The organism is Dyella humicola, assembly GCF_026283945.1.
GTDB lineage: Bacteria > Pseudomonadota > Gammaproteobacteria > Xanthomonadales > Rhodanobacteraceae > Dyella > Dyella humicola.
Genome location: NZ_JAPDPC010000001.1, coordinates 1,298,694 through 1,321,065 on the forward strand (window position 1 = coordinate 1,298,694; position 22,372 = coordinate 1,321,065).

Below are 22,372 nucleotides of genomic sequence, written 5' to 3' on the forward strand. Positions count from 1 at the left end.
TCGCGCGATGCGCAAACCGCGTCGGGTAGCGCCACCCATCATTGGGACATCCATCACTGATATCGCCACCGTCGATGAATCGTGCCTTGCTGGACGAGTCGGTGTGATTAGTCGTTTAGCCTTCCATCAGGGAGGGCTCGGCCGACGGAATGCCGCCTGTACGGCAGGCCCGTCGTATGCATCACGTACACGAAATCCACGTGGGCCATTCACGTGTCAGGGCGCAGCCTGCAAGGTGTGTTTCCACTGGAGGCGTATCTCATGTCGCTCATTCTTCTGCTCATCATCGTGCTGCTTCTGCTTGGTGCTGTACCCGCCTGGCCGTATAGCCGCTCCTGGGGTTACGGGCCAAGCGGCGGCATCGGCATCATCCTGATCGTTCTGATTGTCTTGCTCGTCATGGGCGTCATCTGAGGCGATGTGGCTATGAACAGATCATTGATCCTTGCGTTGCTGGCCAGCTGTTGTGTATCGCTTGCCAGCTGCGGGAGCACCACTCGCGTGGTGCAGAACAACGAGACCTGTGGCAAGCAGATGACCGATTTGCAGAATGCGCTGGCTTCAGGCGCCATGACCCAGCACGAATATGAGCGGGCTCGCCGGGAAGCGATCAAGCGCTGCGATAAGTCGTCCTAGGACCTTGCGGGCGCGATGGCGCTTGGCACAGGAAGCCTCGCGGGGTACGAGGCTGTGATGGGCGTCGGGGCCGGTCCTTGGGCCCCGGCGCTCCATGCGAAATCACTGGTTCGCCACGGCTGATTTCGCCGATAAGCGCTTCTTGCCAAAGCAAGTCGACGTAACGATTTGTTTGGCCAACTATCAAACGATCGTCACGTAACGTAACGGCGCCTGTACACGAGCTTTCACCTGAGCACCTTTTACACGGAAAACACCTGGGACGTTTACGTCGTCGGGCGCAGCCTGTTGGGTGCGTTTCTCCGAGGTGCATCCATGTCGATGGTTCCTCAGCAGTCATCGTGACTTTACCGCCTGCTGCCATCCCTGCTTCGCTGCAAAGCCGCTCCTGATGCCACGGGCCAGGCAGCAGCCCGGGTGCCAACCTCCTTGTTCCGATGGTGTTGCTCGTTGTGGGTGTTCCGTGAGGTGCACTGGTCATGAACAAATCACTGGTACCAGGTCTGTTGTTGGGTTGCTGCATGGCGCTTGCGGGTTGCGCAAGTACGACCCGCGTTGCGCAAAGCAATGAGCCTTGCGACATGCGACTGTTGGATTTGCGCGGCGCGTTTGATGCGGGTCGCATCGATCAGACGCAATATACGCACGCTCGTCGTGACGCGATCAGGCGCTGCCAAGGGGTCTAGGGCGTGCCTGGCTGCTCTCTGAAGGAGCGGGTCGCCAGGTATTTGCCGGCTTGCCGCCGGTAGCGGCAAGGCATGCGTGTCGCGCCGGGTCGGGACCAGGCTTGAGCGGCGGGTGGTGGATTGCCCGATAACTGCCATCGAGATGGCTCGATCCAGCCGCGGGGTGGGGTTATGGTTGGGGCGTCGCGTCGGGTGAATCAGGTGGTGCTGCTAAGCTGCCTGCCAGGTCCGAGGCAAACGTCCGTCCCGGGCCGTCCCTCTCCTCTCTTATCGCGCCGCGGCTGCGGCACCAAGCAGGCATGAGCCGTACTACTGTCGCCACCGTCCATCTCGGCGCATTGCGCCACAATCTGGCCCGCATCAAGGCGCTGTCGGCGCCTGCGAAGGTGATGGCCGTCGTCAAGGCCGATGCCTATGGGCACGGGCTGGAACGCGTAGCGCGTGCGCTCGATGGCGAGGCGGATGCGTTTGCGGTGGCCGCGCTGGGCGATGGACTACGCCTGCGTGCCGCGGGCCATCGGCAGCGCATCGTGGTGTTGTCCGGTCCGGATCACGCCAGCGATATCGCTGAAATGCAGCGGCTGAATCTGGATGCGGCGATCCATCACGAGGCGCAACTGCATTGGTTGAAGGAAGTATCGCCAGCGCGCGGTCCGCTGCGCGTATGGCTCAAGGTGGATAGCGGCATGCATCGTCTGGGCTTTGCGCCGGAAGCCGTTCCGTTCGTGCATGCGCAGTTGGCGGCCATGCCGGGCATCGATCCGGAGATCGGCCTGCTCACGCACTTCGCTGAATCGGAAGTGTTCGATGGCATGCAGACGCCAGCGCAGATCGTTCGTTTCGCCGAGGCCACGCGAGGGTTGCGCGGACCTCGCTCGCTATCCAACTCCGCCGCCGTGCTTGGCTGGGCTGATGCGCGCGGTGACTGGGTGCGTACGGGCGGCTTGCTGTATGGACTCTCCGTGGTGGACGGGAAGACCGGCGCGGACTTTGGTTTCCGCCCTGCCATGACGCTGAGCACCCGTTTGATCGCGATCAATCGAATCGGCCAGGGCGAGCGCATCGGTTACAACGGTACCTGGACCTGTCCTGAAGACATGCCGGTGGGCGTGGCCGCCGTCGGTTATGGTGATGGTTACCCGCGCAGCGCGGTGGCCGGTACACCCGTGCTAGTGGGCGATCGCCAGGTTCCGCTGATCGGCCGCGTGTCGATGGACCTGATTACGCTGGACCTGCGCAACGTTCCCGAGGCCAAGGTAGGCGATCGCGTCACCTTGTGGGGGCCAGAGTTGCCGGTGGAGATCATCGCCGGACAGGCAGGGACGATCTCCTATGACCTCACTTGCGGCATGACCCGTCGCGTGCTGTTTGTCGAAGACGAGCACTGATCGGGAACGTCGCGTCTCGCGGTGTGCGATGCACACCCGCTAAGCTCTGCCCCTTCGCTCAACGTCTCCCCGGGAATTTCCATGGCCAAAGCCAAGACCGCCTATGTCTGCACCGATTGCGGTGCGGAGCATTCGAAATGGCAGGGGCAGTGCATCGAATGTGGAGCCTGGAACACGTTGAGCGAATTCGTGGTGCAGCCTGCGGTCAAATCCGCGGGCGCCGCGCGCAGCACGGCTGGCTACGCCGGCGCTGCGGCCGGTTCGCCCAAGGTGACGCCGCTGACAGCCGTCGCGTTGAACGCCGAAACACGCACGCTCACCGGCATTGGCGAGCTGGATCGCGTGCTAGGCGGTGGCCTGGTCGATGGTTCGGTCGTGTTGATTGGTGGTGACCCAGGCATCGGCAAGTCCACCTTGCTGTTGCAGATGCTGGGTACGCTCGGCGCGCAGTTGCCCAGTGTGTATGTCACCGGCGAGGAATCGCTGGCCCAGGTGGCCGCGCGCGCGCAGCGCCTGGACTTGCCGCTGGCGCCGTTGCACGCGCTGGCCGAAACCTGCATCGAACGCATCATCGAACAGGCCCTGGCGAACCGGCCACGGGTCCTGGTGATCGACTCCATCCAGACCATCTGGACCGAGCTGCTTACGGCCGCGCCGGGCTCGGTGAGCCAGGTGCGCGAGTCCGCGGCCAAGCTCACGCGGTTTGCGAAGGAAACGGGCACCTCGGTGTTCCTGGTGGGACACGTCACCAAGGAAGGAGGCATCGCGGGACCGCGGGTGCTCGAGCACATGGTCGATGCGGTGCTGTATTTCGAGGGCGAATCGGGCAGTCGCTTTCGTGTGCTTCGCGCCTTCAAGAATCGCTTCGGTGCCGTCAACGAGTTGGGTGTATTCGCCATGTCAGAAAAGGGCTTGCGCGAAGTGTCCAATCCTTCGGCGATCTTCCTCTCTGCGCATAGCGGGCCGACCTCGGGCAGCGCCGTGATGGTGACGCGCGAGGGTACGCGGCCGTTGCTGGTCGAAGTGCAGGCGCTGGTGGACCAATCCTCCTTGGGTAATCCGCGTCGCGTGGCCTTGGGGCTGGAACAGAATCGCCTGGCCATGTTGCTGGCCGTGCTGCATCGGCATGGCGGTGTGGCAGCCTACGATCAGGACGTGTTTGTCAACGTGGTGGGCGGTATTCGCGTGCAGGAAACGGCCGCGGATATGCCGGTGCTGCTGGCCGTGCTATCCAGCTTGCGCGATCGTCCGCTGCCGGAGAAAAACATTGCGTTTGGCGAAGTCGGGCTTTCCGGGGAAATTCGCCCGGTGCCGAATGGTGAAGAGCGCTTGAAGGAAGCGGCGCACCACGGTTTCCAACGCGCCATCGTGCCGAAGGCCAACGCACCGAAGAAGGGGCGCGTGGGCGATATGGAGGTGGTGGCAGTTGAGCGCCTCTCCGAAGCCATCGATGCCTGCCGCTGAGTATTTCTCCCTCTCTCTTCTGGCCGAAGGTAGTCACGCTGGAAGAGAAGGTTGGGATGAGGGGCGGGTGCTCGCGATGACGCGATGACCGAGCGATATCGCCAGCTTGCCGCTTACGCAGCGGGCGTTTCGATCGCCTGCCGGCGCTCGAGTCACTTTTCTTTTGCTGGCCCAAAAGAAAAGTAACCCAAAGAAAACGGCCTTAAGAGCTGGTAGCACTCCGCGGGATAGAAGCGTTGGAAGGTTCCCGCGAGCAAATAGCTGGTCGCCCACGGCGAGACACAGCGGCTACACCGCAACGCGCCCAAGTGATGAGGACTTAAAGCAGGTTCGGCCGACGGTCGTGAAGTTTGTCGAATCCAAGTGCCAGATGGCCACCGCACCACCGACGTGTTAAGCCCTCTGCGCCACGGCGCGTTGCGGTGTAGCCGCTGTGTGTAGGCCGTGGGGCGCCACTCATTCGGCTGGCCTCGCTCGTCAGGCTCGTATCCTGCGCAATGCTATGAGCCTTTTAGGCCATTTTCTTTGGGTTACTTTTCTTTTGGGCCAGCAAAAGAAAAGTGACCCGGACCGCGGCAGCGGTTCGGAACGCCCGCTGCGTAAGCGGCACGCTGGCGATAACGCTCAGTTATCGCGCCAAAAGCAAGCGCCCCCAATCGCCCCAAAAAGAGGGCGCCGCCAAATGTGCTTAAACCGGTGGCAGCGCCGCAAAATCCGGATGTTGTTCAGCGCGCATCGCGAATGCTGCCAGCCGGGGATAGGAGGCGGCGTCAACGGTCTCCGGCGTCACCAGCTGGGTGAAGCCCCAGGCTACGGCAATGGAAATGTCGGCCTGTCCCGGCTCGCTGCCGAACAACCAGCCCTTCGTGCCGTCGATTTCGCGCTCCAGCACATCGTAGGCCGCATGCAGCTGGCCTTTCACGCGTTGCAGCCATGCTGCATCGCGCTTGTCTGCCTCGCGCTTGTGCTCGTAGACGATCTGCACGCTCTTTTCGCTGGCCGTGAGTGCGCTGCCGATCAGGCGTAGCGCACGTAGGCGTGCGGCTGACTCCGTGGGCAGGAGGCTTGGCCGGTCGCTGATGGTTTCCGCCCAATCGATGATCAGGCTGGAATCGACCAGCAAGCTGCCGTCATCCAATACCAGCGTCGGGGCTTTCACCTGCGGATTGATCGACTGGAACTCATCGAAGTTGCGAAACACGGACAGCGATCGATGTGTGAACGGGATGCCCAGCAGGCGCAGCGAAATGGCGGCGCGGCGAACATAGGGGGAGTCGAGCATGCCGATCAGTTCCACGCATATCTCCAGTCAGGAAGTGAAGATGACGGTCCTACTGCCGTTGAGCAGCACGCGGTCATCGAGGTAAAGCCGTAGGGTGCGCGCCAATACGCGACGTTCGATATCGCGGCCGATGCGGATCAGATCGTCCGGCGTGTCGGCATGCGTCACGCGCTCGATGTCCTGTTCGATGATCGGACCTTCGTCCAGGTCGGCGGTGACGAAATGTGCGGTGGCACCGATCAACTTGACGCCGCGACGGTGCGCTCGATGGTAAGGGCGTGCACCCTTGAAGCCGGGCAGGAAGGAGTGATGAATATTGATGCAGCGCCCCTCCAGTTGCTGCGCCAGTTCGGGCGAAAGCACCTGCATATAGCGGGCAAGTACGACGAGTTCCGCGCCACTATCCTCGATCAGCTTCGACATGGCCGCATCCTGAGCCGCACGATGACTCTTGTCCGTAGGCAGGTAATGGAACGGAATGGCGTCGAAGTCCAGATGCCGATACGTCTCGCGCGGGTGATTGGCGACGATACCGACGATGTCCATCGGCAGTTCGCCGATACGCCAGCGATAAAGCACGTCAGCCAGGCAATGGTCGAACTTCGACACCAGTAGCAGGACGCGATGGCGCTGCGCGCGATCGCGCAAGGTCCAGTGCATGTCGAAAGTATCGGCGACGGCAGTAAAGCCTCGCTGCAGTTCGTCCTGATCGATGCCGCCGCCCTGGAATACCAGGCGCATGAAGAAGCGCGCTGTCTCGTCATCCCCGAACTGCTGCGCCTCCACGATATTGCAGCCTCGTCCCGCCAGATGCCCCGATACCGCCGCCACGATGCCGGCGCGGTCCGGACAGGAGAGGGTGAGGATGAACTGGTCGGAGGGCATGATCGTCAGGGCGTGCGGTGCAGGATCAGTTCCAATACGGCCTTGGTGCCAAAAAATGCCAGCAACAGCACGCCCATGCCGGTCAGGGTGAGATTCACCGCGCTGCGACCGCGCCAGCCGTGTCGCCAGCGTCCGTAGAGCAGGGCGCCGAACACCAGCCAGGCGATGATCGACAGTACCGTCTTGTGGATCAGGTGCTGGCCGAACAGGTTTTCCACGAACAAGATGCCGCTGAGCAGGGTCAGTGACAGCAGCACGAAGCCCGCGCCAATCAGGCGGAATAGCAGGGTCTCGGTGAGCGTCAATGGCGGCAGCGCACGCAGCCAGGGACCGAACTGGCGATGACGCAAGGCGCGTTCCTGGATCGCCAGCAGGATCGCCAGCGCGGCGGCAATCGAGAGCACGCTGAAGGCGAGCAAGGCCACGGTGACGTGCAGCTTGATCTGCCATTCCAGCGGTTGGGGCGAGGTCGTTGGCGCCACCAAGGTATCCGCTGCCAGCAGCAGGGCGGTGAGCGGAAACACGATCACGCCTAGTGCCGCCACCGGGCGCGAGATATTCACGACCAGGGTGAGCGCCGAGACCACGCAAGCCACCAGCGACAGCGCGGCGAAGAAATGCAGGTCCAGTGCGCCGCGGTGAATGCCCAGCAGAATGAAGGCATGGATCACGACGGCGGTCCCGGCCAGCGCGAGGGCGGAGCGATTCAGTGGTTTGCCACCGCTCAGCAGAGGCCGCGCCAGGCCGGCGGCGGCGGTGAGATAGAGCACGACGGCAAGCAGGGCGAAGAGGGTGATGGCCATGACGCGGGAGTGTAGGGGGTAAGCCGGGCGCCTGTGGAGCGGGGTTTCACAGGCCGGAAAGCCGGGTGCTCGGCCCGGGCGCGCCATGGTCCGCTATACTCTGCGATCCTCAAAGGTCACCCGCTGCTTATGTTCGAGTCGCTCAGCCAACGCCTATCCGCCACCGTCAACCGCCTGCGTGGCCGCGGTCGCCTGACCGAAGAGAACATCCGCGAGTCGATGCGCGAAGTGCGCATTGCGCTGCTCGAGGCCGATGTGGCCCTGCCGGTGGTGCAGGCGCTGGTCGAGCGCGTGAAGGTGCGCGCGGTAGGCCAGGAAGTGCTCAAAAGCCTGTCGCCCGGCCAGGCGCTGGTCAAGGTGGTCAGCGATGAGCTGACCGCCCTGATGGGCACGGCCAATACCGAGCTCAACCTCGCTCAGCAGCCGCCTGCTGTGGTGCTGATGGCGGGTCTGCAAGGTGCCGGTAAGACCACCACGGTCGCCAAGCTGGCCCGCTTCCTCACCGAGCGCAAGAAGAAAAAGGTGATGGTGGTGAGCTGCGACGTGTACCGTCCGGCCGCTATCGAGCAGCTGCGCACGCTGGCCGAACAGGTCGGCGTGAAGTTCTTCCCGTCCGAAGCGGGCCAGAATCCGGTCGATATCGCGAAGAACGCGGTGGCCGCCGCCCGTCGCGAAGTCGTGGACGTGTTGCTGGTCGACACCGCCGGCCGCCTCCACGTGGACGAGGCGATGATGGCGGAAATCAAGGCGCTGCATGCCGCGATCACGCCGATCGAAACCCTGTTCGTGGTCGACTCCATGACCGGCCAGGACGCGGCCAATACCGCCAAGGCCTTTGCCGAAGCGCTGCCGCTCACCGGCGTCGTGCTAACCAAGACCGATGGTGATGCGCGCGGTGGCGCGGCGCTGTCGGTGCGTTATGTCACCGGTCGCCCGATCAAGTTTCTGGGCGCCGGTGAAAAGACCGATGCGCTGGAACCGTTCCATCCGGATCGCGTCGCGCAGCGCATCCTCGGCATGGGCGACGTGCTGTCGCTGGTCGAGGAAGTCGAGCGCAAGGTCGACCAGGAAAAGGCGCAGAAGCTGGCCGAGAAGGTCATCAAGGGCAAGCGCTTCGATCTCAACGACATGCGCGACCAGCTCGAGCAGATGAACAGCATGGGCGGTCTGGCCGGCCTGATGGACAAGCTGCCGGGCGTGTCGGGCTTGCCCGATAGCGTGAAATCCAAGGTCAACGACGGTGAGATCAAGCGCATGATCGCGATCATCGGCTCGATGACCAAGAAAGAACGTCGTCATCCGGACCTGCTGAATGGTTCCCGTCGTGCCCGTGTGGCGCGCGGTTCGGGCACCCAGCCGGCCGACGTCAACCGTCTGCTCAAGCAGTACATGCAGATGGAGAAGATGATGTCCAAGCTCTCCAAGGGTGGTTCCAAGGGTCTGCTGCGGCAGATGCAGGGCGCCATGAAGGGCATGGGCGGCATGGGCGGGCTGCCGCCGATGCGTCGAGGCTGAACGGTCCCGGTAGGCTGCATGGGCCGATTTCGGCCGCCAGCTCTTCCTTTTTTCTACAAATTCATTAAAATGCCGCGTTTACCGCGCACAGCTAAGTGCGTGCTGCCGGCATCCGGCAACTCTGGAGCATTTACTTATGGTCAAGATTCGTCTTTCGCGCGGCGGCGCCAAGGGCCGTCCGTTCTACCACATCGTTGTCACCGATCAGCGCAACAAGCGCGACGGTCGCAGCATTGAGAACGTTGGTTTCTACAATCCGGTTGCCTCGGGCAAGGACAAGCGCCTTGAGCTGAACGTCGTGCGCGTTCAGGAGTGGGTTGCCAAGGGTGCGCAGCTGACCGATAAGGTCGCGGCCCTGGTGAAGGAAGCCGGCAAGCAGCAGGCTGCCTGAGTATGATGGCAGCCGGTCGGCGCGTCCTGGTAGGACGCATCGTCGGGCTGTACGGCGTGCAGGGCTGGGTCAAGCTCGAATCCTGGACCGAGCCCCGCACGCGGATCTTCACTTACCAGCCCTGGCAGCTCTCATCGGCGCCGGGTGTGGAGGCGGAGATCACGGGAGTGAAGGGACGTCCGCAGGGCAAGGGGCTAATCGCCCAACTACCCGGAGTGGATGGCCGCGAAGCGGCGGAAGCACTGGTGGGACAAGACATTTATGTCGCCCGCGAGTTGCTGCCTCCTCCCGGCAAGGATGAGTATTACTGGGTCGATCTCGAAGGTCTTGAGGTCGTCACCACGGAGGGCGTGGCACTGGGGCGGGTCAGTCATGTATTCGCGACCGGCGCCAACGACGTCGTGGTGGTTAAGGACGGTACGCGCGAGCGTCTGATTCCTTTCGTCCAGGGTTCTTATGTGCGTTCAGTGGACTTGTCCGAGGGGCGCATGGTGGTGGACTGGGATCCTGAATTCTGAGCGCGCCTGGCGCTGCCTAAAGGGTTGAGGATCATGCGCATCGATGTCGTCACGCTGTTTCCCGACTTCATGCGTCAATGCGCTGCCGTTGGTGTGGTGGGTCGAGCGCAACAGCGTGAGCTGCTGCAGGTGGAAACCTGGAACCCGCGCGACTACGCCACCGACAATTACCGTACTGTGGACGGCCGCACCTGCGGCGGCGGGCCCGGGATGGTGATGCTGATTCAGCCTTTGCGTGCCGCCCTTAAGGCGATGCGTGAGGTGGCACCAGAGCCGGTGCACGTGATTTATCTCAGTCCGCAAGGAGCGCGGCTGACGCAGGGTAGGGTGGAAGCGCTGGCGAAGCTGCCGCGCATTGCCTTGCTCTGCGGGCGTTATGAAGGTGTGGACGAGCGTTTGCTTGCGTACGAGGTCGACGAGGAGCTTTCCATCGGCGATTATGTGCTGTCAGGCGGTGAGCTTGGTGCGGCAGTGATCATTGATGCCGTCGGTCGCTTACAGGAAGGTGCGTTGAATGACGCACAGTCGGCGCAGCAGGATTCGTTTTCGGATGGCCTGCTGGATTGTCCTCACTATGCAAAACCGGTGCACGACGCACTGGGCGACGTACCGGAGGTCTTGCTTTCCGGTGACCATGCGGCGATTCGCCGTTGGCGCCTGAAGCAATCGCTGGGACGGACCTGGTTACGGCGTCCCGATCTTTTGGCGCAGCGCGCGCTGGATGCTGAATCCCGAGCGCTGTTGGACGAATTCCGCCGCGAGCATGCAAGAACGCAAACGCGGCACAACGATACGGTCACCCAGTGACCGCAGTTTGATATGAGACAGGTGTTGCCATGAACAAGATCATTGAACAGTTCGAAGCCGAGCAGATCACCCGCCAGCTGCCGGAATTCGGCCCTGGCGACACCGTGGTGGTCAACGTGAAGGTGAAGGAAGGCAATCGCGAGCGCGTCCAGGCGTTCGAAGGTGTTGTCATCGCCAAGCGCAGCCGCGGTCTGCATTCCGCCTTCACCGTGCGCAAGATCTCGCACGGCACCGGCGTGGAGCGCGTGTTCCAGGCGCACAGCCCGGCCATCGACTCGCTCGAAGTCAAGCGTAAGGGCAAGGTGCGTGGCGCCAAGCTGTACTACCTGCGCGGTCTGGAAGGCAAGGCGGCTCGCATCAAGGAAGACATCGCCGCCGTCTCCGCTGCCAAGGCTGCGAAGAAGAAGGCTGCCGCCGAGTAACTCGGTACGCATCATCGATACAACAAAAACCCCGCGGAGCGATCCGCGGGGTTTTTGCGTTGGGATTGTCTGCGGATCTTGCGTTTGCGGCGCGCCGAAGCGCGCGGCTTTGTCAGTTGCCGATGCTGAGGCGCTGCGGTTCCTGCAGGAAGTTGCCCTGCACAAAGTCCACGCCGCAGGCGAACAGCAGAGACGTGCTGGCCGCGTCTTCCACCCATTCGGCAATGGTCTGCTTCTTCATCTCGCGTGCCTGGCGGCAGATCTCGGCGACTTTCTTCTGGCTCTCCTGCTGCTGCGGCAGGTCCGCCATGTAGCTGCGGTCGATCTTCAGGTAGTCCGCGTCGATATGGTTGAGTAGTTGGAACGAGTTGAGGCCCGAGCCGAACTGCTCCAGCGCGAATTGGCCGCCCAGCTTCTTCCAGGCCGTGATGAACTCCTGCGCCGGGCGCAGCGAGGTCACCACCTTGCTCTCGGTCGTTTCCAGCACCAGTTGTCCGTGTTTGAGCGCGGCCCTATTCAGGCGATCGCCCAGCCAGGGCAATAGCTCGGCATCCTGCAATGAGCCCGACGTCAGCTTGACGAAGAACGTGGTCGGTGTGCCCATGCGTTCGCGCGCCTTGAGCGCCTCGATCGTCTCGTTCAGCACCCAGCGGTCGATCGCTGGGGTGAGGTTGTGCTTCTCGGCGATCGGCATGAAGAAGCCGGGTAGCACTTCGCCTTGCGGGCCATCGAGGCGCAGCAGGATTTCCGAGAATTCGCCTTCGGCGTCCTGCAGGCTGATCGTCTGCTGGTGATAGAGCACAAAATCGTTCTGCGTGAGCGCCTGCTGCAGCACGCCCAGCCAATAACGCTCGCGTTCTTCGTCGGCCTTCTCACGTGCGCCGGGATCATGCAGGTCGCTACGATTGCCGCCCTGGCTCTGCGCATTGCGCAATGCCTGGCTGGCCTGATTGAGCAAGAGTTCGGTGTTCGCGTTCTTCTCGCCCAGCAGGCTGCCGCCGATGCTGGTGGTGATCGTGATCGAGCGCGTGCCGAGATCGAAGATGCCGCCCGCGATGCTCTGTTGCAGGTTGGCGATCCAGCTCTTGATGCCTTCGTCGTTGCGGGTGTGCAGCAGCACGCCGACCGTGTGCTCGGCCAGCAGGCCGGCCGTATCGTGAGCCCCGAGCTGTGTTTCCACGCGCGCGGCAAATGCGGCGAGCAGCTCATCCGCCTTGGCGAGGCCCACCCCGGCCACGATGGTTTGCCAGTTGTCAGGCTCGATCAGCAGCAGTGACTGGCCCTTGGTGCCCTCCGTTGCCGCCGCCACCGCCTGGTCGATGGATTCGAGCGTGCGCGCGCGATTGAACAGGCCCGTGACCTGGTCGCGCTGCAGCTGCTCGATCACATGGGCGTCGATCTGCTGGCGTCGGAAAACCACCTGCAGACAGGGTTCGCCCTCGAACGTGGCATGGGCAAATTCCACGCTGGCCTTGAAACTGGTGGCGTCGGCCCGGCGTGCCTGCAGTTCGAGCGGGCCGTTGTGCTTCTCGCCGCGTGACAGGCCTTTCAGGGTCGCCTTGAACTGTTCGGTATCGCTGGGACCGATCATGTCCAGCACGGGCAGGCCCAACAGGTCGTCGAAATCGGCGTAGCCGAACGTATCGAGATAGGCCTGGTTGGCGCGCACGTGCATGCCTTCGTGCACGTAGGCGATGGGATCGTTGGACGAGTCGAGCAGGGCATCGCAGCGACGCTCGGATTCGCGCAAGGCGGTTTCCAGGCGGCGCAGCTGGCGACGCGTGTTGAGCGCGTCGAACTCACGCTGGATCACCGCCATCAGCTGCTTGGGCTGCGGGCGTAGCGCCACGCTGCGAGCACCATTGACGAACAGATCGGTGACCACGGCATTGTCGACCTGGGCCACCAGGGCGATCAGCGAGAGGTCGCGCCCATGGGCGTCGAGCAGGCGGGTGAGGTCGCGCAGTTCGACGGTGCCCACGGAGGGGTCGAAAAGCACGATGTCCGGTCCCAGCTCGTCGAGGGCGGCGGTCACTTGATCGGTGCTGGTGGCGCGCGCAGGGCGAACGGCAATACCGCTGTTGCGCAGCAGGCTGATGATCTGTTCCGCGTCTTCGACCGACTTTTCGATGAAAAGGATCTTGATGACCTGGTCTGTTTTCATGGGCACGTCGAGCTATCCATTGTTCGCCGCTGCGGGTCAAGCCTGCCATGACAGCAGGGTGCGGGCCATGCGTGGTTGTAGCGGATTCCGTGAGTCACTGCCAGCGGAAATGTTCCGGGAGTGACGCGGCCCACAGCTGTGAGCCAGTTCAAAGTCCTTGCAAGGCGCACGCACGGGCGCCGAGGTGAGGTGATTACAGCGGCCGTTTGGACGCTTCGCCGCCTACTTCGCGCACCAGTTTGGGCACCAGGTAGCCGGGCAGGCGCTGGCGCAGTTCATCGACCAGGGCGAGTGCACGGGTGTCATCGACTTCGAAGTGCGCCGCCCCCTGCACCCGGTCGAGCTGGTGCAGGTAATAGGGCAGCACACCGGCAGCGAACATGCGCTCGGACAGCGTGGCGAGCGCATCGGCGTTGTCATTGACGCCGCGCAGCAGCACCGACTGGTTGAGCAGTGTGCAGCCGGCCTCGCGCAGGCGGGCGCAGGCTTCGTCCACACTCGCGTCGAATTCGTTGGCGTGATTGGCGTGCAGTACCACCACCTTCTGCAGTGGCAGCTGCGTCATCCAGTCCATGAGCGCCCGGTCGACGCGCTCAGGCAGTACCACCGGCAAGCGGGTATGGATGCGCAGGCGCACGACGTGCGGGATGTCCTTCAGGCCCTGAGTGAGCTCTTCCAGCTTGGCCGTGGCGAGCGAGAGCGGGTCACCGCCGGACAGGATCAGCTCAGTGATCGTCGAGTCCATTCGGACATGGTCCAGGGCCTTGCGCCACTGGCCCGCAGCGGCGATCTCATCGCCATAGGGAAAGTGCCGGCGAAAGCAGTAGCGGCAATTGATGGCGCAGCTGCCGCTGGCGACCAGCAGGGCACGGCCGCTGTATTTGTGCAGGACCCCTTGCCCGGCTTTCGAAGCCAGGTCGCCCACGGCATCCGTCGTGAAACCTTCGGCCTGGTGGTGCTCGGCCGCTTGCGGCAACACCTGCAGCAGGAGGGGATCAGTCGGGTCGCCCTGGCGCATTCGAGCCGCGAAACCGCGTGGGACGCGCAGCGCGAAGCCCGCATCGTCGGCGGGCAGCAGGTCGGCACGGTGGCCAAGCCCCGCGGCCTGCAGGAGTTCGGCAGCGTTGGTAATGGCATCTCGCCACAGCTCGCGCCAGTCGGCGGCGGGTGGCGATAGGCGGGAAACGGGGCTTGCGGTTATCATGGTGGGCCTTGGGACGGGCCTTTGGGCCCGCGACAGACCCTAATTCTAGCCGCCCCGCGGGGCGGTTTTACCTTTTGGAGTAGATAGCGCATGGCGACCGCCGGTCTCAACGACGTCAAGAAGGGTATGAAGATCCTTCACAACAACGACCCGTGGGTCATTACCGAGGCCGAGTTCATCAAGCCCGGCAAGGGCCAGGCCTTCACCCGCATCTTTATCCGCAACCTCAAGAACGGCCGCACCTCTGAGCAGACGATGAAGTCCAGCGACTCCTTCGAGGTGGCGGACGTCAACGATACGGACATGCAGTATCTGTATACCGATGGCGATTTCTGGCACTTCATGCACCAGGAGTCGTTTGAGCAGCACCAGGCCACCAAGGCCGGCGTCGGCGAAGCGGTGAAGTGGCTCAAAGGCGAGGAAGAGTGCGTGGTCACGCTGTTCAACGGCGAAGTCATCGCTGTCCAGCCGCCGAACTTCGTCGAGCTGAAGATCACCGAGACCGATCCGGGCGTGCGTGGTGACACCTCCGGTGGCGGCGGCAAGCCAGCCACGCTGGAAACCGGCGCCGTGGTGCGCGTGCCGCTGTTCGTCGGCACCGACGAAATCATCAAGGTCGACACCCGTACGGGTGAATACGTCAGCCGCGTCGGCAAATAAGGCACCGGGCGTTCGATGCATAGATCGGCACGGCAGCCCCCTTGGGCGCCGTGCCGATTTTGTTATGGGCTGGCGAAAGCGAATCTGCGTGAGGCGGGCTGGGTTCTTCGAGGGTCAAGTACGATGGCACGTCCTACGGAGACGACAGGTTCCGTCATTTTTGACATCCCGAAACAGCGAAATGATCTATGACTCCTAGCCCTATCGCCGTCGACCTTCTCATCGAAGCCCGCTGGATCGTCCCGGTCGAACCGCATGCGGTGGTGCTGGAGCACCATGGCGTCGCCATCGATGCGGGTGTGATCGTTGCGTTGCTACCCATCGCCGAGGCGCGAGCAGCCTATGCGCCGCGCGAACGCGTGGCGCTGGGCGAGCACGCGCTGATCCCTGGCTTGGTCAATACCCACACGCACAACCCGATGACCTTGCTGCGTGGCCTGGCCGACGACCTGCCGCTGATGGTGTGGCTGCAGAAGCACATCTGGCCGGTGGAAGGGCAGGTGATCGGGCCGGAGTTCGTGCGCGATGGCGTGGAGCTGGCAGTCGCCGAGATGATTCGCGGCGGCACCACCTGCGCCAACGAAAATTACTTTTTCCCCGATGTCATCGGAGCCACCTATCGGCGCATGGGCTTCCGCGCCGTGGTCGGCCTGCCGGTGATCGAATTCCCGACCGCCTGGGCCAAGTCGCAGGACGAATATTTCGAACGCGCCATCGAGGTGCACGACAGCTTCCGCGGCGATCCACTGGTCGGCACGGCGTTTGCACCGCATGCGCCGTACACCGTGTCGGACGAGAGCTTCGAGCGCATTCGGGTGCTGTCCGACCAGCTCGATATCCAGGTGCATCTGCATACGCATGAAACGGCGCATGAAGTGGATGAGGAGAAGAGCAAGAGCGGCCTGCGTCCGTTCCAGCGGCTGCAGAAGCTGGGCCTGGTCAACGATCGCCTGATCGCCGTGCACATGACCCAGCTCACCGATGGCGAAATCGCGGCCTGCGCGGAAGCGGGCGTCTCCGTGGTGCACTGCCCGGAATCCAATCTCAAGCTGGCGTCGGGCTTCTGCCCCGCCGAGAAATTGCGTCGGGCCGGCGTCAACGTGGCGCTGGGTACTGACGGTTGCGCCTCCAATAACGACCTGGACATGTTCGGCGAAATGCGTACAGCAGCCTTGCTGGCCAAGGCGGTTGCCGGCGATGCAGCGGCCTTCGATGCGGCGTACGCGCTGCGCGCGGCCACCCTCAACGGTGCCCGTGCCATGGGTCTGGAGGACCGGATCGGTTCGATTGAAGTTGGCAAGCAGGCCGATATCGCAGCCGTGCGCCTGTCCGATCTGGAAACCCAGCCGCTGTTCCATATTGCCTCGCAGTTGGCCTATGCCGCGGGACGTCACCAGGTCAGCGACGTGTGGATCAACGGCGTGCGCAAGCTCGCCGCACGAACGCTGGTGGATATCGACACCGACGCCGTACTCGCCAAGACGCATGCCTGGCGCGAACGCATCGCGGCCATCGACGCGGGTTGAATGGAACCATGATGAATCGCTATCTCGTCATGGCCATGCGGCGCTCGATATGTGATCCGGCGATGGTGCAGCCGCATAAGGATTACCTGGAAGGCTTGCGCGCCGGTGGACGTATCGAGCTGTGCGGTGGCTTCAGCGACCAATCCGGCGGTGCCTATCTGTTGCTCGCCGAGCATTTCGAAGAGGCGCTGGCCATCGCGCATGAAGACCCGGCCCACGGAAGCGGCGGCTGGGATATCACGGTATACGAATGGCAGGCGCGTTAAGCTCTGCCGCTGGGTAAAAGGAAGCGTTCGATGCAAGCTGCGGCCAATGTAAGTCCCGAGGAAATCGCCCGTTTCGGCAAACTGGCTGCGCGCTGGTGGGACCCGGACGGCGAGTCCCGTCCGCTGCATGATCTCAACCCCGTTCGTGCCGCCTATGTGGCAGCCCGCGTGGATCTGCGTCGCGCCAAGGTGGCGGATGTCGGTTGTGGCGGTGGACTGCTCAGCGAGGCCCTGGCTCGCGCTGGCGCCCATGTCACGGGCATCGATCTCGGTGAGAAGGTCATCGAGATTGCGCGCCTGCATTTGCACGAGTCGCGACTGGAAATGCCTGACCTCCATGTCGACTATCGCGTGCAGTCGTCCGCCGAACTGGCTGCGGCGGAGCCGGCAAGCTTCGACGCCGTGTGTTGCATGGAACTGATCGAACACGTGCCCGATCCGACCGCCCTGGTCAACGATCTTGCACGCATGGTGAAACCGGGCGGCGTGGTGGTGATGTCCACGCTCAATCGCACGCCGGTCGCCTTTGGCGCTGCCATTCTCGGTGCGGAATACATCATGCGCATGCTTCCGCGCGGTACTCACCATTACGCGCAGTTCCTGAAGCCGTCGGAGCTTGGTCGCCTGATGCGCCATGCTGGGCTGGAGCTGGACGACGTTTCCGGCCTTGGCTACAACCCGATCAACCGCAAGGCCTGGTTGAGCCGCGTCACGGCGGTGAATTACCTGATCAGCGGTCGCAAACCGGCATGAAGTCCTTCCCCCAAAACATCCAGGGCGTGCTGTTCGATCTCGATGGCACCCTGCTGGACAGCGCCGTCGACCTCTATGGCGCCCTGAAGAAGCAGTGCGAGGAAATGGACGTCCCGGTGCCGGCCTACGAGATGGTGCGCGAGGTGGTATCGCGCGGTTCGCGCTCGATCCTGCGCTGTGCCTTTCCTGCTATCGACGAGGCGGAGCTGCTGACCCTGGTGCCGCGCTACCTTGAGCTCTACGAGGCAGTGATGGCGGACCAGACGCGTCCGTTCGAGGGCGTGGACGAACTGCTCGCCGTCATTGAGGCACAGGGGCTGGCCTGGGGCATCGTCACCAACAAGCCTGGGTTCCTGACCGACGGACTGGTGGAGCGCATTGGCTGGGCCGCGCGCGCGGCCGCCGTGGTGTCGGGTGACACCTTGCCGGTGAAGAAGCCCGACCCGGCGCCGGTGCTGCTCGCCTGCGAACGCGCCGGGCTCGATCCTTCGCGTTGCCTGTTCGTGGGCGACGATCGCCGTGACGTGCTCGCGGGCGACGCCGCTGGCCTGTATACGGTAGCCGTTCGCTGGGGCTATCTGGATGGCGGCGATCCGCAGCAGTGGAACGCCGATCTGGTGCTCGACCATCCGTCCGAACTCACCGGACTCCTGCGTCGCCAACGGGTGACGGCATGAGCCAGGCCGCGCTGCAGAGCTATATCGACAAATGGCTCGCGGTACAGCCGCAACAACGCATCGCGCTGGCCTTCGTCGATCAAAGGTCGTATCCCGGCCATATTGCGCTGGCGGCGCTTGAGCAGGAATTGCTGGCGGCGGCCTACGGCATTCGTGAGCCGCAGGTGGCGGCCGGCAAGTTGAACTGGTGGGCTGAGGAGCTTTCCGGTGCAGCCGCCAGCGGTGGCCGTCATCCGTTGACCCAGGTGCTGTTCGACGACGAACGCGCGCATGCCCTGCCCAATGAACGCTGGGTAGCGCCGGTGCTGGCCGCCATGGCGCAGCTGGAAGAGGGCACCGCCGCGGATTTTCCAGCCCAGCTCGCCGCCGGCTCGCTGCTGCATGGCGCGCTGGCGGAACTGGAGACCGCGTGGTGGTTTGGCGAACAGGTGTCCCCGGAACGCGCCAGCCGCGTCGCGACGCTGTCTCATTTGCTGTTTTCCCTGCTGCGGCTGGAAGAGGACGCCGAACGCGATCGGCTGGCCCTGCCGATGGCGCGACTGGCCCGCTATGGCCTGAGCCGCAACCAGCTGCGCACGGCCAGCACGGCGCGTGAAGACGCCATCCGTGCCCAATTGGACGATCTGTACGCCGCCTGGCGCGAATCCGAGCGCCTGGCGGGGCCGCTCAGTGCGTTTCGCGGGCTCGAATCGCGGCATGGGCGCGCGCTGGTGGCGCGGGCGCGCAAGGCGGCCCATCCGCTGGATGTACTGCGCCAAGGGCAGGGTCGCCAGGGGCCTGGCGTGACCTGGCAGGCCTGGCAGGCGGCGCGGGCCTGGCGCCGGCAGGTCGGCTAGGGCCTGTTCACGCGCTCCCCCTGGTCCACTCCGGGACGCAGCGTTTCCGTCACGCCACTATTGCGAGGCTGGCGTCATGCCCCAAGATTGATGTCGGTCGCGGCGGTATGACCGGCCGCTGGATGACGCGTTCGACGACGGCTGGATTACAGGATTCTCCCATGTATATCGACGAAAACACCGCCCGCCTGCTGCCCGATGTGGCCGTGCATGCCCAGCCGCACCTCGCTGGCGCCCTCGATTGGGTCGGCATGAATGGCATCGAGGTACCGGTACGTTTCGATGCCGGCGACGGCGATGCACAGCGCGCCAGTGCGCGTGTTGGCGCCTTCGTCAATCTCAAGCGGCCGGACAAACGTGGCATCCACATGTCGCGCCTCTACCTGCTGGTGGAGCAGGCGCTGAGCACGCAAACGCTGAGTGCCCACTCGCTTCACGATCTGCTGCGCTCCTTTCTTGAATCCCACAAGGATCTTTCCGACCGCGCCTGCCTGAGCATCCGCTTTGAGCATCTGGTGCGCCGTCCGGCCTTGCGTAGCGCCAATAGTGGCTGGCGCGCCTATCCCGTGTGCATCGAAGCGAGCCTGGTCGGCGACGAATTTCTGCTCGAATTTGGCACAGAGGTGGTTTATTCATCCACGTGTCCGGCATCGGCAGCGTTGTCGCGCCAGCTGATCCAGGATCAGTTCGCCAAGGACTTCAACCCGTCCGCACCGGTCGATCATGCCGCGGTCTTCGCCTGGCTCGGCAGCGAGAAGGGCATCGTGGCCACGCCGCATGCACAACGCAGCGTGGCGCGTCTGCGCGTGCGTATTGCCAAGGACGCGCGCTTTGACCTGATCAGCCTGATCGATCAGACCGAACAGGCCCTGGGTACCCCGGTGCAAACCGCCGTGAAGCGCGAGGACGAGCAGGCGTTTGCGCTCGCCAATGGCAGCAACCTGATGTTCTGCGAAGACGCGGCGCGTCGCATCCAAAAGGCACTCGATGCCGACGCGAACCTCAGTGACTTCCATGTCCGCGTGGAGCACCAGGAAAGCCTGCACCCGCACGATGCCGTGGCCTATGCCAGTAAGGGCGTGGTCGGTGGCTTTGCAGGTAAAGGTTGCCCCTGACGCTCGATTACGGGTCGCCCTGTTAGCATCGCGGGAGCCTTGGAAAGGCCCCCCCACAGGAGATCCGCATGTTGTCCCGTTTTTCGCTGCTCGCCGTCGCCGCATTCGCGCTGGCGGGTTGCTCCATGTTTTCGCATCACCCCAAGAGTGATGCAACGCCCGTGCATCAGGCCCTGATCAAGTCGATCACCGGCGATGTCCGTTACAACTTGCCGCAGCCCGTGCCTGCCGATGCCTATCTGCAAGTCACGCTGGCGGACGTGAGCCGGCAGGATGTCCCCGCGCGCACCATTGCCGAGGAGCGCGTCCAGCCGGTAACGGCCTCGCCGGTGGATTTCCTTATCAGCTATGACCCCTCTGAGCTGAAGGATGGTGTGGACTTCGCCATCAGCGTGCGCCTGCAACAGGGCGACAAGTTGCTGGCCATCAACGATACCCGGGTGAGCGTGCTCGGCCGCTCCGGCGAAAATGGGCCGGTGAGCGTGATGCTCAAGGCCGTGCCGTAGCGAGTGACTGCTCGTCCCCTCCGAGGGGGGGCGAGCGGCGTGTGACCCGATCGAGCCTCTGAACAAGCGCTAAGAGCTGTCACCAATGCCCGGCAAGGTGGTGGCAAAAGCGGGCAGGGTGGCCAGCGGCAGGGTATATAGCCCTGCCGCGCGATCCGCTCCCCTCAGCGAGCGAATGCCAGCCGCTGTCCGCGCACGCTGGCGTCGATGGACGAGCCATTCCACACGCGCTGGCCATTGACGAAGGTGGCCACGATCGAGCTGTTAAAGGTGTACCCCTCGAACGGCGACCAGGCGCACTTTGACAGTACTTCGTCACGGCTCACCGTGTGCGGCTTGTTCGGATCAACCAGCACCAGGTCGGCGGCATAGCCTTCGCGCAGGAAGCCTCGTTCCTTCACGTCGAACAAGGTGGCTGGCGCATGCGTCACGGCTTCCACCACGCGCTCCAGGGTCAGCTTGCCTTCGAATACCCGCTGCAAGGCCGCCTGCAAGGCGAACTGCACCAGTGGCAGGCCGCTGGGCGCCTTGTCATACAGCTGGGCCTTTTCCTCGAGCAGATGCGGGGCATGATCGGTGGCGAGCACGTCGATGCGGCCCTCGGCCAGCGCCTTGGTGATCGCCGCGCGGTCAGCGGCGGTCTTGATCGCCGGGTTGCATTTGATCAGGAAGCCGAGTCGCTCGTAGTCGCGGTCGTCAAAGTGCAGGAAGTGCACGCAGGTTTCCGCCGTGATGCGCTTGCCCTTGAGCGGACCGGGCTCGAACAGCGCCAGCTCATCGGCGGTGGAAATGTGCAGTACATGCAAGCGGCTGTTGTGCCGGCGCGCCAGCTCGATCGCCAGCCGGGTGGACTTGATGCAGGCTTCGCGCGAGCGGATCAGCGGATGTTCCCAGGCCGGGATGTTGTCACCGTACTTCGCGTGCGCCACGGCGAGGTTCGCGTCGATCATCGGCGTGTCTTCGCAGTGCGTGATGATCGGCGTGGGTGCATAACGGAAGATGCCGTCGAGCACCTCCGGATTGTCCACCAGCATGTTGCCGGTCGAGGCACCCATGAACACCTTGATGCCCGGAGCGGCCAGCGGGTCCAGGCTGCGAATCGCCTCCAGGTTGTCGTTGCTGGCACCCATATAGAACGCGTAGTTCACCGCCGAGGTTTCGGCGCCGCGGGCGTACTTGGCTTCCAGGGTGTCTCGATCCAGGGCGGGCGGCTTGGTGTTGGGCATCTCCATGAAGCTGGTGATGCCGCCGGCGGCGCAGGCACGCGACTCGTGGGCGATGTCGGCCTTGTGGGTAAGGCCGGGTTCGCGGAAGTGCACCTGGTCGTCGATCATGCCCGGGAACAACCACAGACCCGTCGCGTCGATCACCTGTTCGCCGGGGCGGGCGTCCAGATCGCCGGCGATGGTTTCAATGCGACCCTGCTCTACGCGAAGATCTGCATGGAAACGGCGGCCTTCATTGACCAGTTCGGCGTTCTTGATCAGCCAGTCAGTGGACATGGTTTTCTCCAGGGGTGCGGCAACGGCGGAAGGTGAATTGCTCGGGAACGGGGTCGTGGCCGCCTTCGCACAAGGGCTGGCAGCGCAGTAGTCGCCAACCAGCCAGTGCGCTGCCGCGCAACGGACCGAAGCGCACGACCGCAATCCGTGCATAATCGGAGCAGCTGGGATGGAAACGGCAGCGCTGACCCAGCAGGGGGCTTAGCCAGCGCTTGTAGAAGCCAAGCAGTAGAAGTATTAGTCGGGTCACGACGGTTTAAAGCTGCCGAGACAGCTTGTGGCATAGAGTGCCGCAAGTATTCCAGAAGCACGGTTGCCGGTGTAAGGCACATGGGCTATAACACCCGGCCGCCAAGGCCAAAATGG

Annotated in this window: 24 protein-coding genes; 17 read left to right on the forward strand and 7 right to left on the reverse strand. The window is 63.5% G+C overall.

Features of this window, described 5'->3' with window-relative positions; translation table 11 throughout:
• The first annotated feature begins 261 nt into the window (after positions 1-261).
• From OUZ30_RS05665 to radA, 4 genes are all read left to right on the forward strand, one after another.
• Positions 262-414: a DUF3309 family protein gene (locus OUZ30_RS05665; protein ID WP_266181221.1), complete on the forward strand. Its 153-nt coding sequence runs from the start codon at positions 262-264 to the stop codon at positions 412-414.
• Positions 415-426: 12 nt separating this feature from the next.
• A complete protein-coding gene (locus tag OUZ30_RS05670) occupies positions 427-636 on the forward strand; it encodes an outer membrane protein assembly factor BamD (protein ID WP_266181222.1) in 210 nt (69 codons plus the stop codon).
• 985 nt (positions 637-1,621) lie between these two features.
• On the forward strand, positions 1,622-2,710 hold the full coding sequence (gene alr, locus OUZ30_RS05675) for an alanine racemase (RefSeq protein ID WP_266181223.1): 1,089 nt from the start codon (positions 1,622-1,624) through the stop codon (positions 2,708-2,710).
• An 81-nt stretch (positions 2,711-2,791) separates the two neighbouring features.
• Positions 2,792-4,174, forward strand: a complete 1,383-nt coding sequence (gene radA / locus OUZ30_RS05680; RefSeq protein ID WP_266181224.1) for a DNA repair protein RadA — start codon at positions 2,792-2,794, stop codon at positions 4,172-4,174.
• A gap of 688 nt (positions 4,175-4,862) precedes the next feature.
• Here the strand turns inward: radA and OUZ30_RS05685 are convergent.
• The 3 genes from OUZ30_RS05685 to OUZ30_RS05695 are packed head-to-tail and all read right to left on the reverse strand — an operon-like array spanning position 4,863 to position 7,144.
• Positions 4,863-5,471 carry a glutathione S-transferase family protein gene (locus OUZ30_RS05685; RefSeq protein ID WP_266181225.1) on the reverse strand — a complete coding sequence of 203 codons (609 nt, stop codon included), beginning with the start codon at positions 5,469-5,471 and terminating at the stop codon, positions 4,863-4,865.
• Between the two features lie 12 nt (positions 5,472-5,483).
• Positions 5,484-6,341: a formyltetrahydrofolate deformylase gene (gene purU / locus OUZ30_RS05690; RefSeq protein WP_266181226.1), complete on the reverse strand. Its 858-nt coding sequence runs from the start codon at positions 6,339-6,341 to the stop codon at positions 5,484-5,486.
• Between the two features lie 5 nt (positions 6,342-6,346).
• The gene (locus OUZ30_RS05695) at positions 6,347-7,144 is read right to left on the reverse strand and encodes a cytochrome C assembly family protein (protein ID WP_266181227.1); all 798 of its coding nucleotides are present in this window, start codon (positions 7,142-7,144) and stop codon (positions 6,347-6,349) included.
• 129 nt (positions 7,145-7,273) lie between these two features.
• Between OUZ30_RS05695 and ffh the strand changes: the two genes are divergently transcribed.
• From ffh to rplS, 5 genes are all read left to right on the forward strand, one after another.
• Positions 7,274-8,659, forward strand: a complete 1,386-nt coding sequence (gene ffh, locus OUZ30_RS05700) for a signal recognition particle protein (protein WP_266181228.1) — start codon at positions 7,274-7,276, stop codon at positions 8,657-8,659.
• Between the two features lie 136 nt (positions 8,660-8,795).
• Positions 8,796-9,050 carry a 30S ribosomal protein S16 gene (gene rpsP, locus OUZ30_RS05705; RefSeq protein ID WP_266181229.1) on the forward strand — a complete coding sequence of 85 codons (255 nt, stop codon included), beginning with the start codon at positions 8,796-8,798 and terminating at the stop codon, positions 9,048-9,050.
• Between the two features lie 2 nt (positions 9,051-9,052).
• Positions 9,053-9,568: a ribosome maturation factor RimM gene (rimM, locus tag OUZ30_RS05710; protein ID WP_266181230.1), complete on the forward strand. Its 516-nt coding sequence runs from the start codon at positions 9,053-9,055 to the stop codon at positions 9,566-9,568.
• Positions 9,569-9,601: 33 nt separating this feature from the next.
• A complete protein-coding gene (trmD, locus tag OUZ30_RS05715) occupies positions 9,602-10,375 on the forward strand; it encodes a tRNA (guanosine(37)-N1)-methyltransferase TrmD (RefSeq protein ID WP_266181232.1) in 774 nt (257 codons plus the stop codon).
• A gap of 29 nt (positions 10,376-10,404) precedes the next feature.
• Positions 10,405-10,797 (forward strand): 50S ribosomal protein L19, encoded by a 393-nt coding sequence (gene rplS, locus OUZ30_RS05720; RefSeq protein WP_266181233.1) that lies wholly within the window; start codon positions 10,405-10,407, stop codon positions 10,795-10,797.
• A gap of 112 nt (positions 10,798-10,909) precedes the next feature.
• Here rplS and OUZ30_RS05725 read toward each other — a convergent pair whose 3' ends face one another.
• Together OUZ30_RS05725 and epmB are read right to left on the reverse strand one after the other, a co-directional pair.
• Positions 10,910-12,961 carry a GGDEF/EAL domain-containing response regulator gene (locus tag OUZ30_RS05725; RefSeq protein WP_266183113.1) on the reverse strand — a complete coding sequence of 684 codons (2,052 nt, stop codon included), beginning with the start codon at positions 12,959-12,961 and terminating at the stop codon, positions 10,910-10,912.
• Positions 12,962-13,154: 193 nt separating this feature from the next.
• Positions 13,155-14,165, reverse strand: coding sequence for an EF-P beta-lysylation protein EpmB (gene epmB / locus OUZ30_RS05730; protein ID WP_266181234.1), 1,011 nt, complete (start codon positions 14,163-14,165; stop codon positions 13,155-13,157).
• Positions 14,166-14,255: 90 nt separating this feature from the next.
• Between epmB and efp the strand changes: the two genes are divergently transcribed.
• From efp to OUZ30_RS05770, 8 genes are all read left to right on the forward strand, one after another.
• On the forward strand, positions 14,256-14,825 hold the full coding sequence (efp, locus tag OUZ30_RS05735; protein ID WP_266181235.1) for an elongation factor P: 570 nt from the start codon (positions 14,256-14,258) through the stop codon (positions 14,823-14,825).
• A gap of 188 nt (positions 14,826-15,013) precedes the next feature.
• Positions 15,014-16,351, forward strand: a complete 1,338-nt coding sequence (locus OUZ30_RS05740) for a TRZ/ATZ family hydrolase (RefSeq protein WP_266181236.1) — start codon at positions 15,014-15,016, stop codon at positions 16,349-16,351.
• Between the two features lie 11 nt (positions 16,352-16,362).
• Positions 16,363-16,617 carry a YciI family protein gene (locus tag OUZ30_RS05745; RefSeq protein WP_266181237.1) on the forward strand — a complete coding sequence of 85 codons (255 nt, stop codon included), beginning with the start codon at positions 16,363-16,365 and terminating at the stop codon, positions 16,615-16,617.
• A 30-nt stretch (positions 16,618-16,647) separates the two neighbouring features.
• Positions 16,648-17,370 carry a bifunctional 2-polyprenyl-6-hydroxyphenol methylase/3-demethylubiquinol 3-O-methyltransferase UbiG gene (gene ubiG / locus OUZ30_RS05750; RefSeq protein ID WP_266181238.1) on the forward strand — a complete coding sequence of 241 codons (723 nt, stop codon included), beginning with the start codon at positions 16,648-16,650 and terminating at the stop codon, positions 17,368-17,370.
• Positions 17,367-18,047: an HAD-IA family hydrolase gene (locus tag OUZ30_RS05755; protein WP_266181239.1), complete on the forward strand. Its 681-nt coding sequence runs from the start codon at positions 17,367-17,369 to the stop codon at positions 18,045-18,047. The genes ubiG and OUZ30_RS05755 overlap by 4 nt, the downstream gene beginning before the upstream one ends.
• Positions 18,044-18,883, forward strand: a complete 840-nt coding sequence (locus OUZ30_RS05760; RefSeq protein WP_266181240.1) for a squalene/phytoene synthase family protein — start codon at positions 18,044-18,046, stop codon at positions 18,881-18,883. Before OUZ30_RS05755 ends, OUZ30_RS05760 begins: the two co-directional genes overlap by 4 nt.
• Positions 18,884-19,044: 161 nt before the next feature.
• Positions 19,045-19,998, forward strand: coding sequence for a GTP cyclohydrolase FolE2 (folE2, locus tag OUZ30_RS05765; RefSeq protein WP_266181241.1), 954 nt, complete (start codon positions 19,045-19,047; stop codon positions 19,996-19,998).
• A gap of 68 nt (positions 19,999-20,066) precedes the next feature.
• The gene (locus tag OUZ30_RS05770) at positions 20,067-20,504 is read left to right on the forward strand and encodes a YbaY family lipoprotein (RefSeq protein ID WP_266181242.1); all 438 of its coding nucleotides are present in this window, start codon (positions 20,067-20,069) and stop codon (positions 20,502-20,504) included.
• 164 nt (positions 20,505-20,668) lie between these two features.
• On the opposite strand, the gene OUZ30_RS05775 is transcribed toward OUZ30_RS05770, so the two are convergent.
• A complete protein-coding gene (locus tag OUZ30_RS05775; RefSeq protein WP_266181243.1) occupies positions 20,669-22,006 on the reverse strand; it encodes a dihydroorotase in 1,338 nt (445 codons plus the stop codon).
• Positions 21,996-22,256, reverse strand: a complete 261-nt coding sequence (gene yidD / locus OUZ30_RS05780; RefSeq protein WP_266181244.1) for a membrane protein insertion efficiency factor YidD — start codon at positions 22,254-22,256, stop codon at positions 21,996-21,998. The genes OUZ30_RS05775 and yidD overlap by 11 nt, the downstream gene beginning before the upstream one ends.
• Positions 22,257-22,372: the final 116 nt, after the last annotated feature.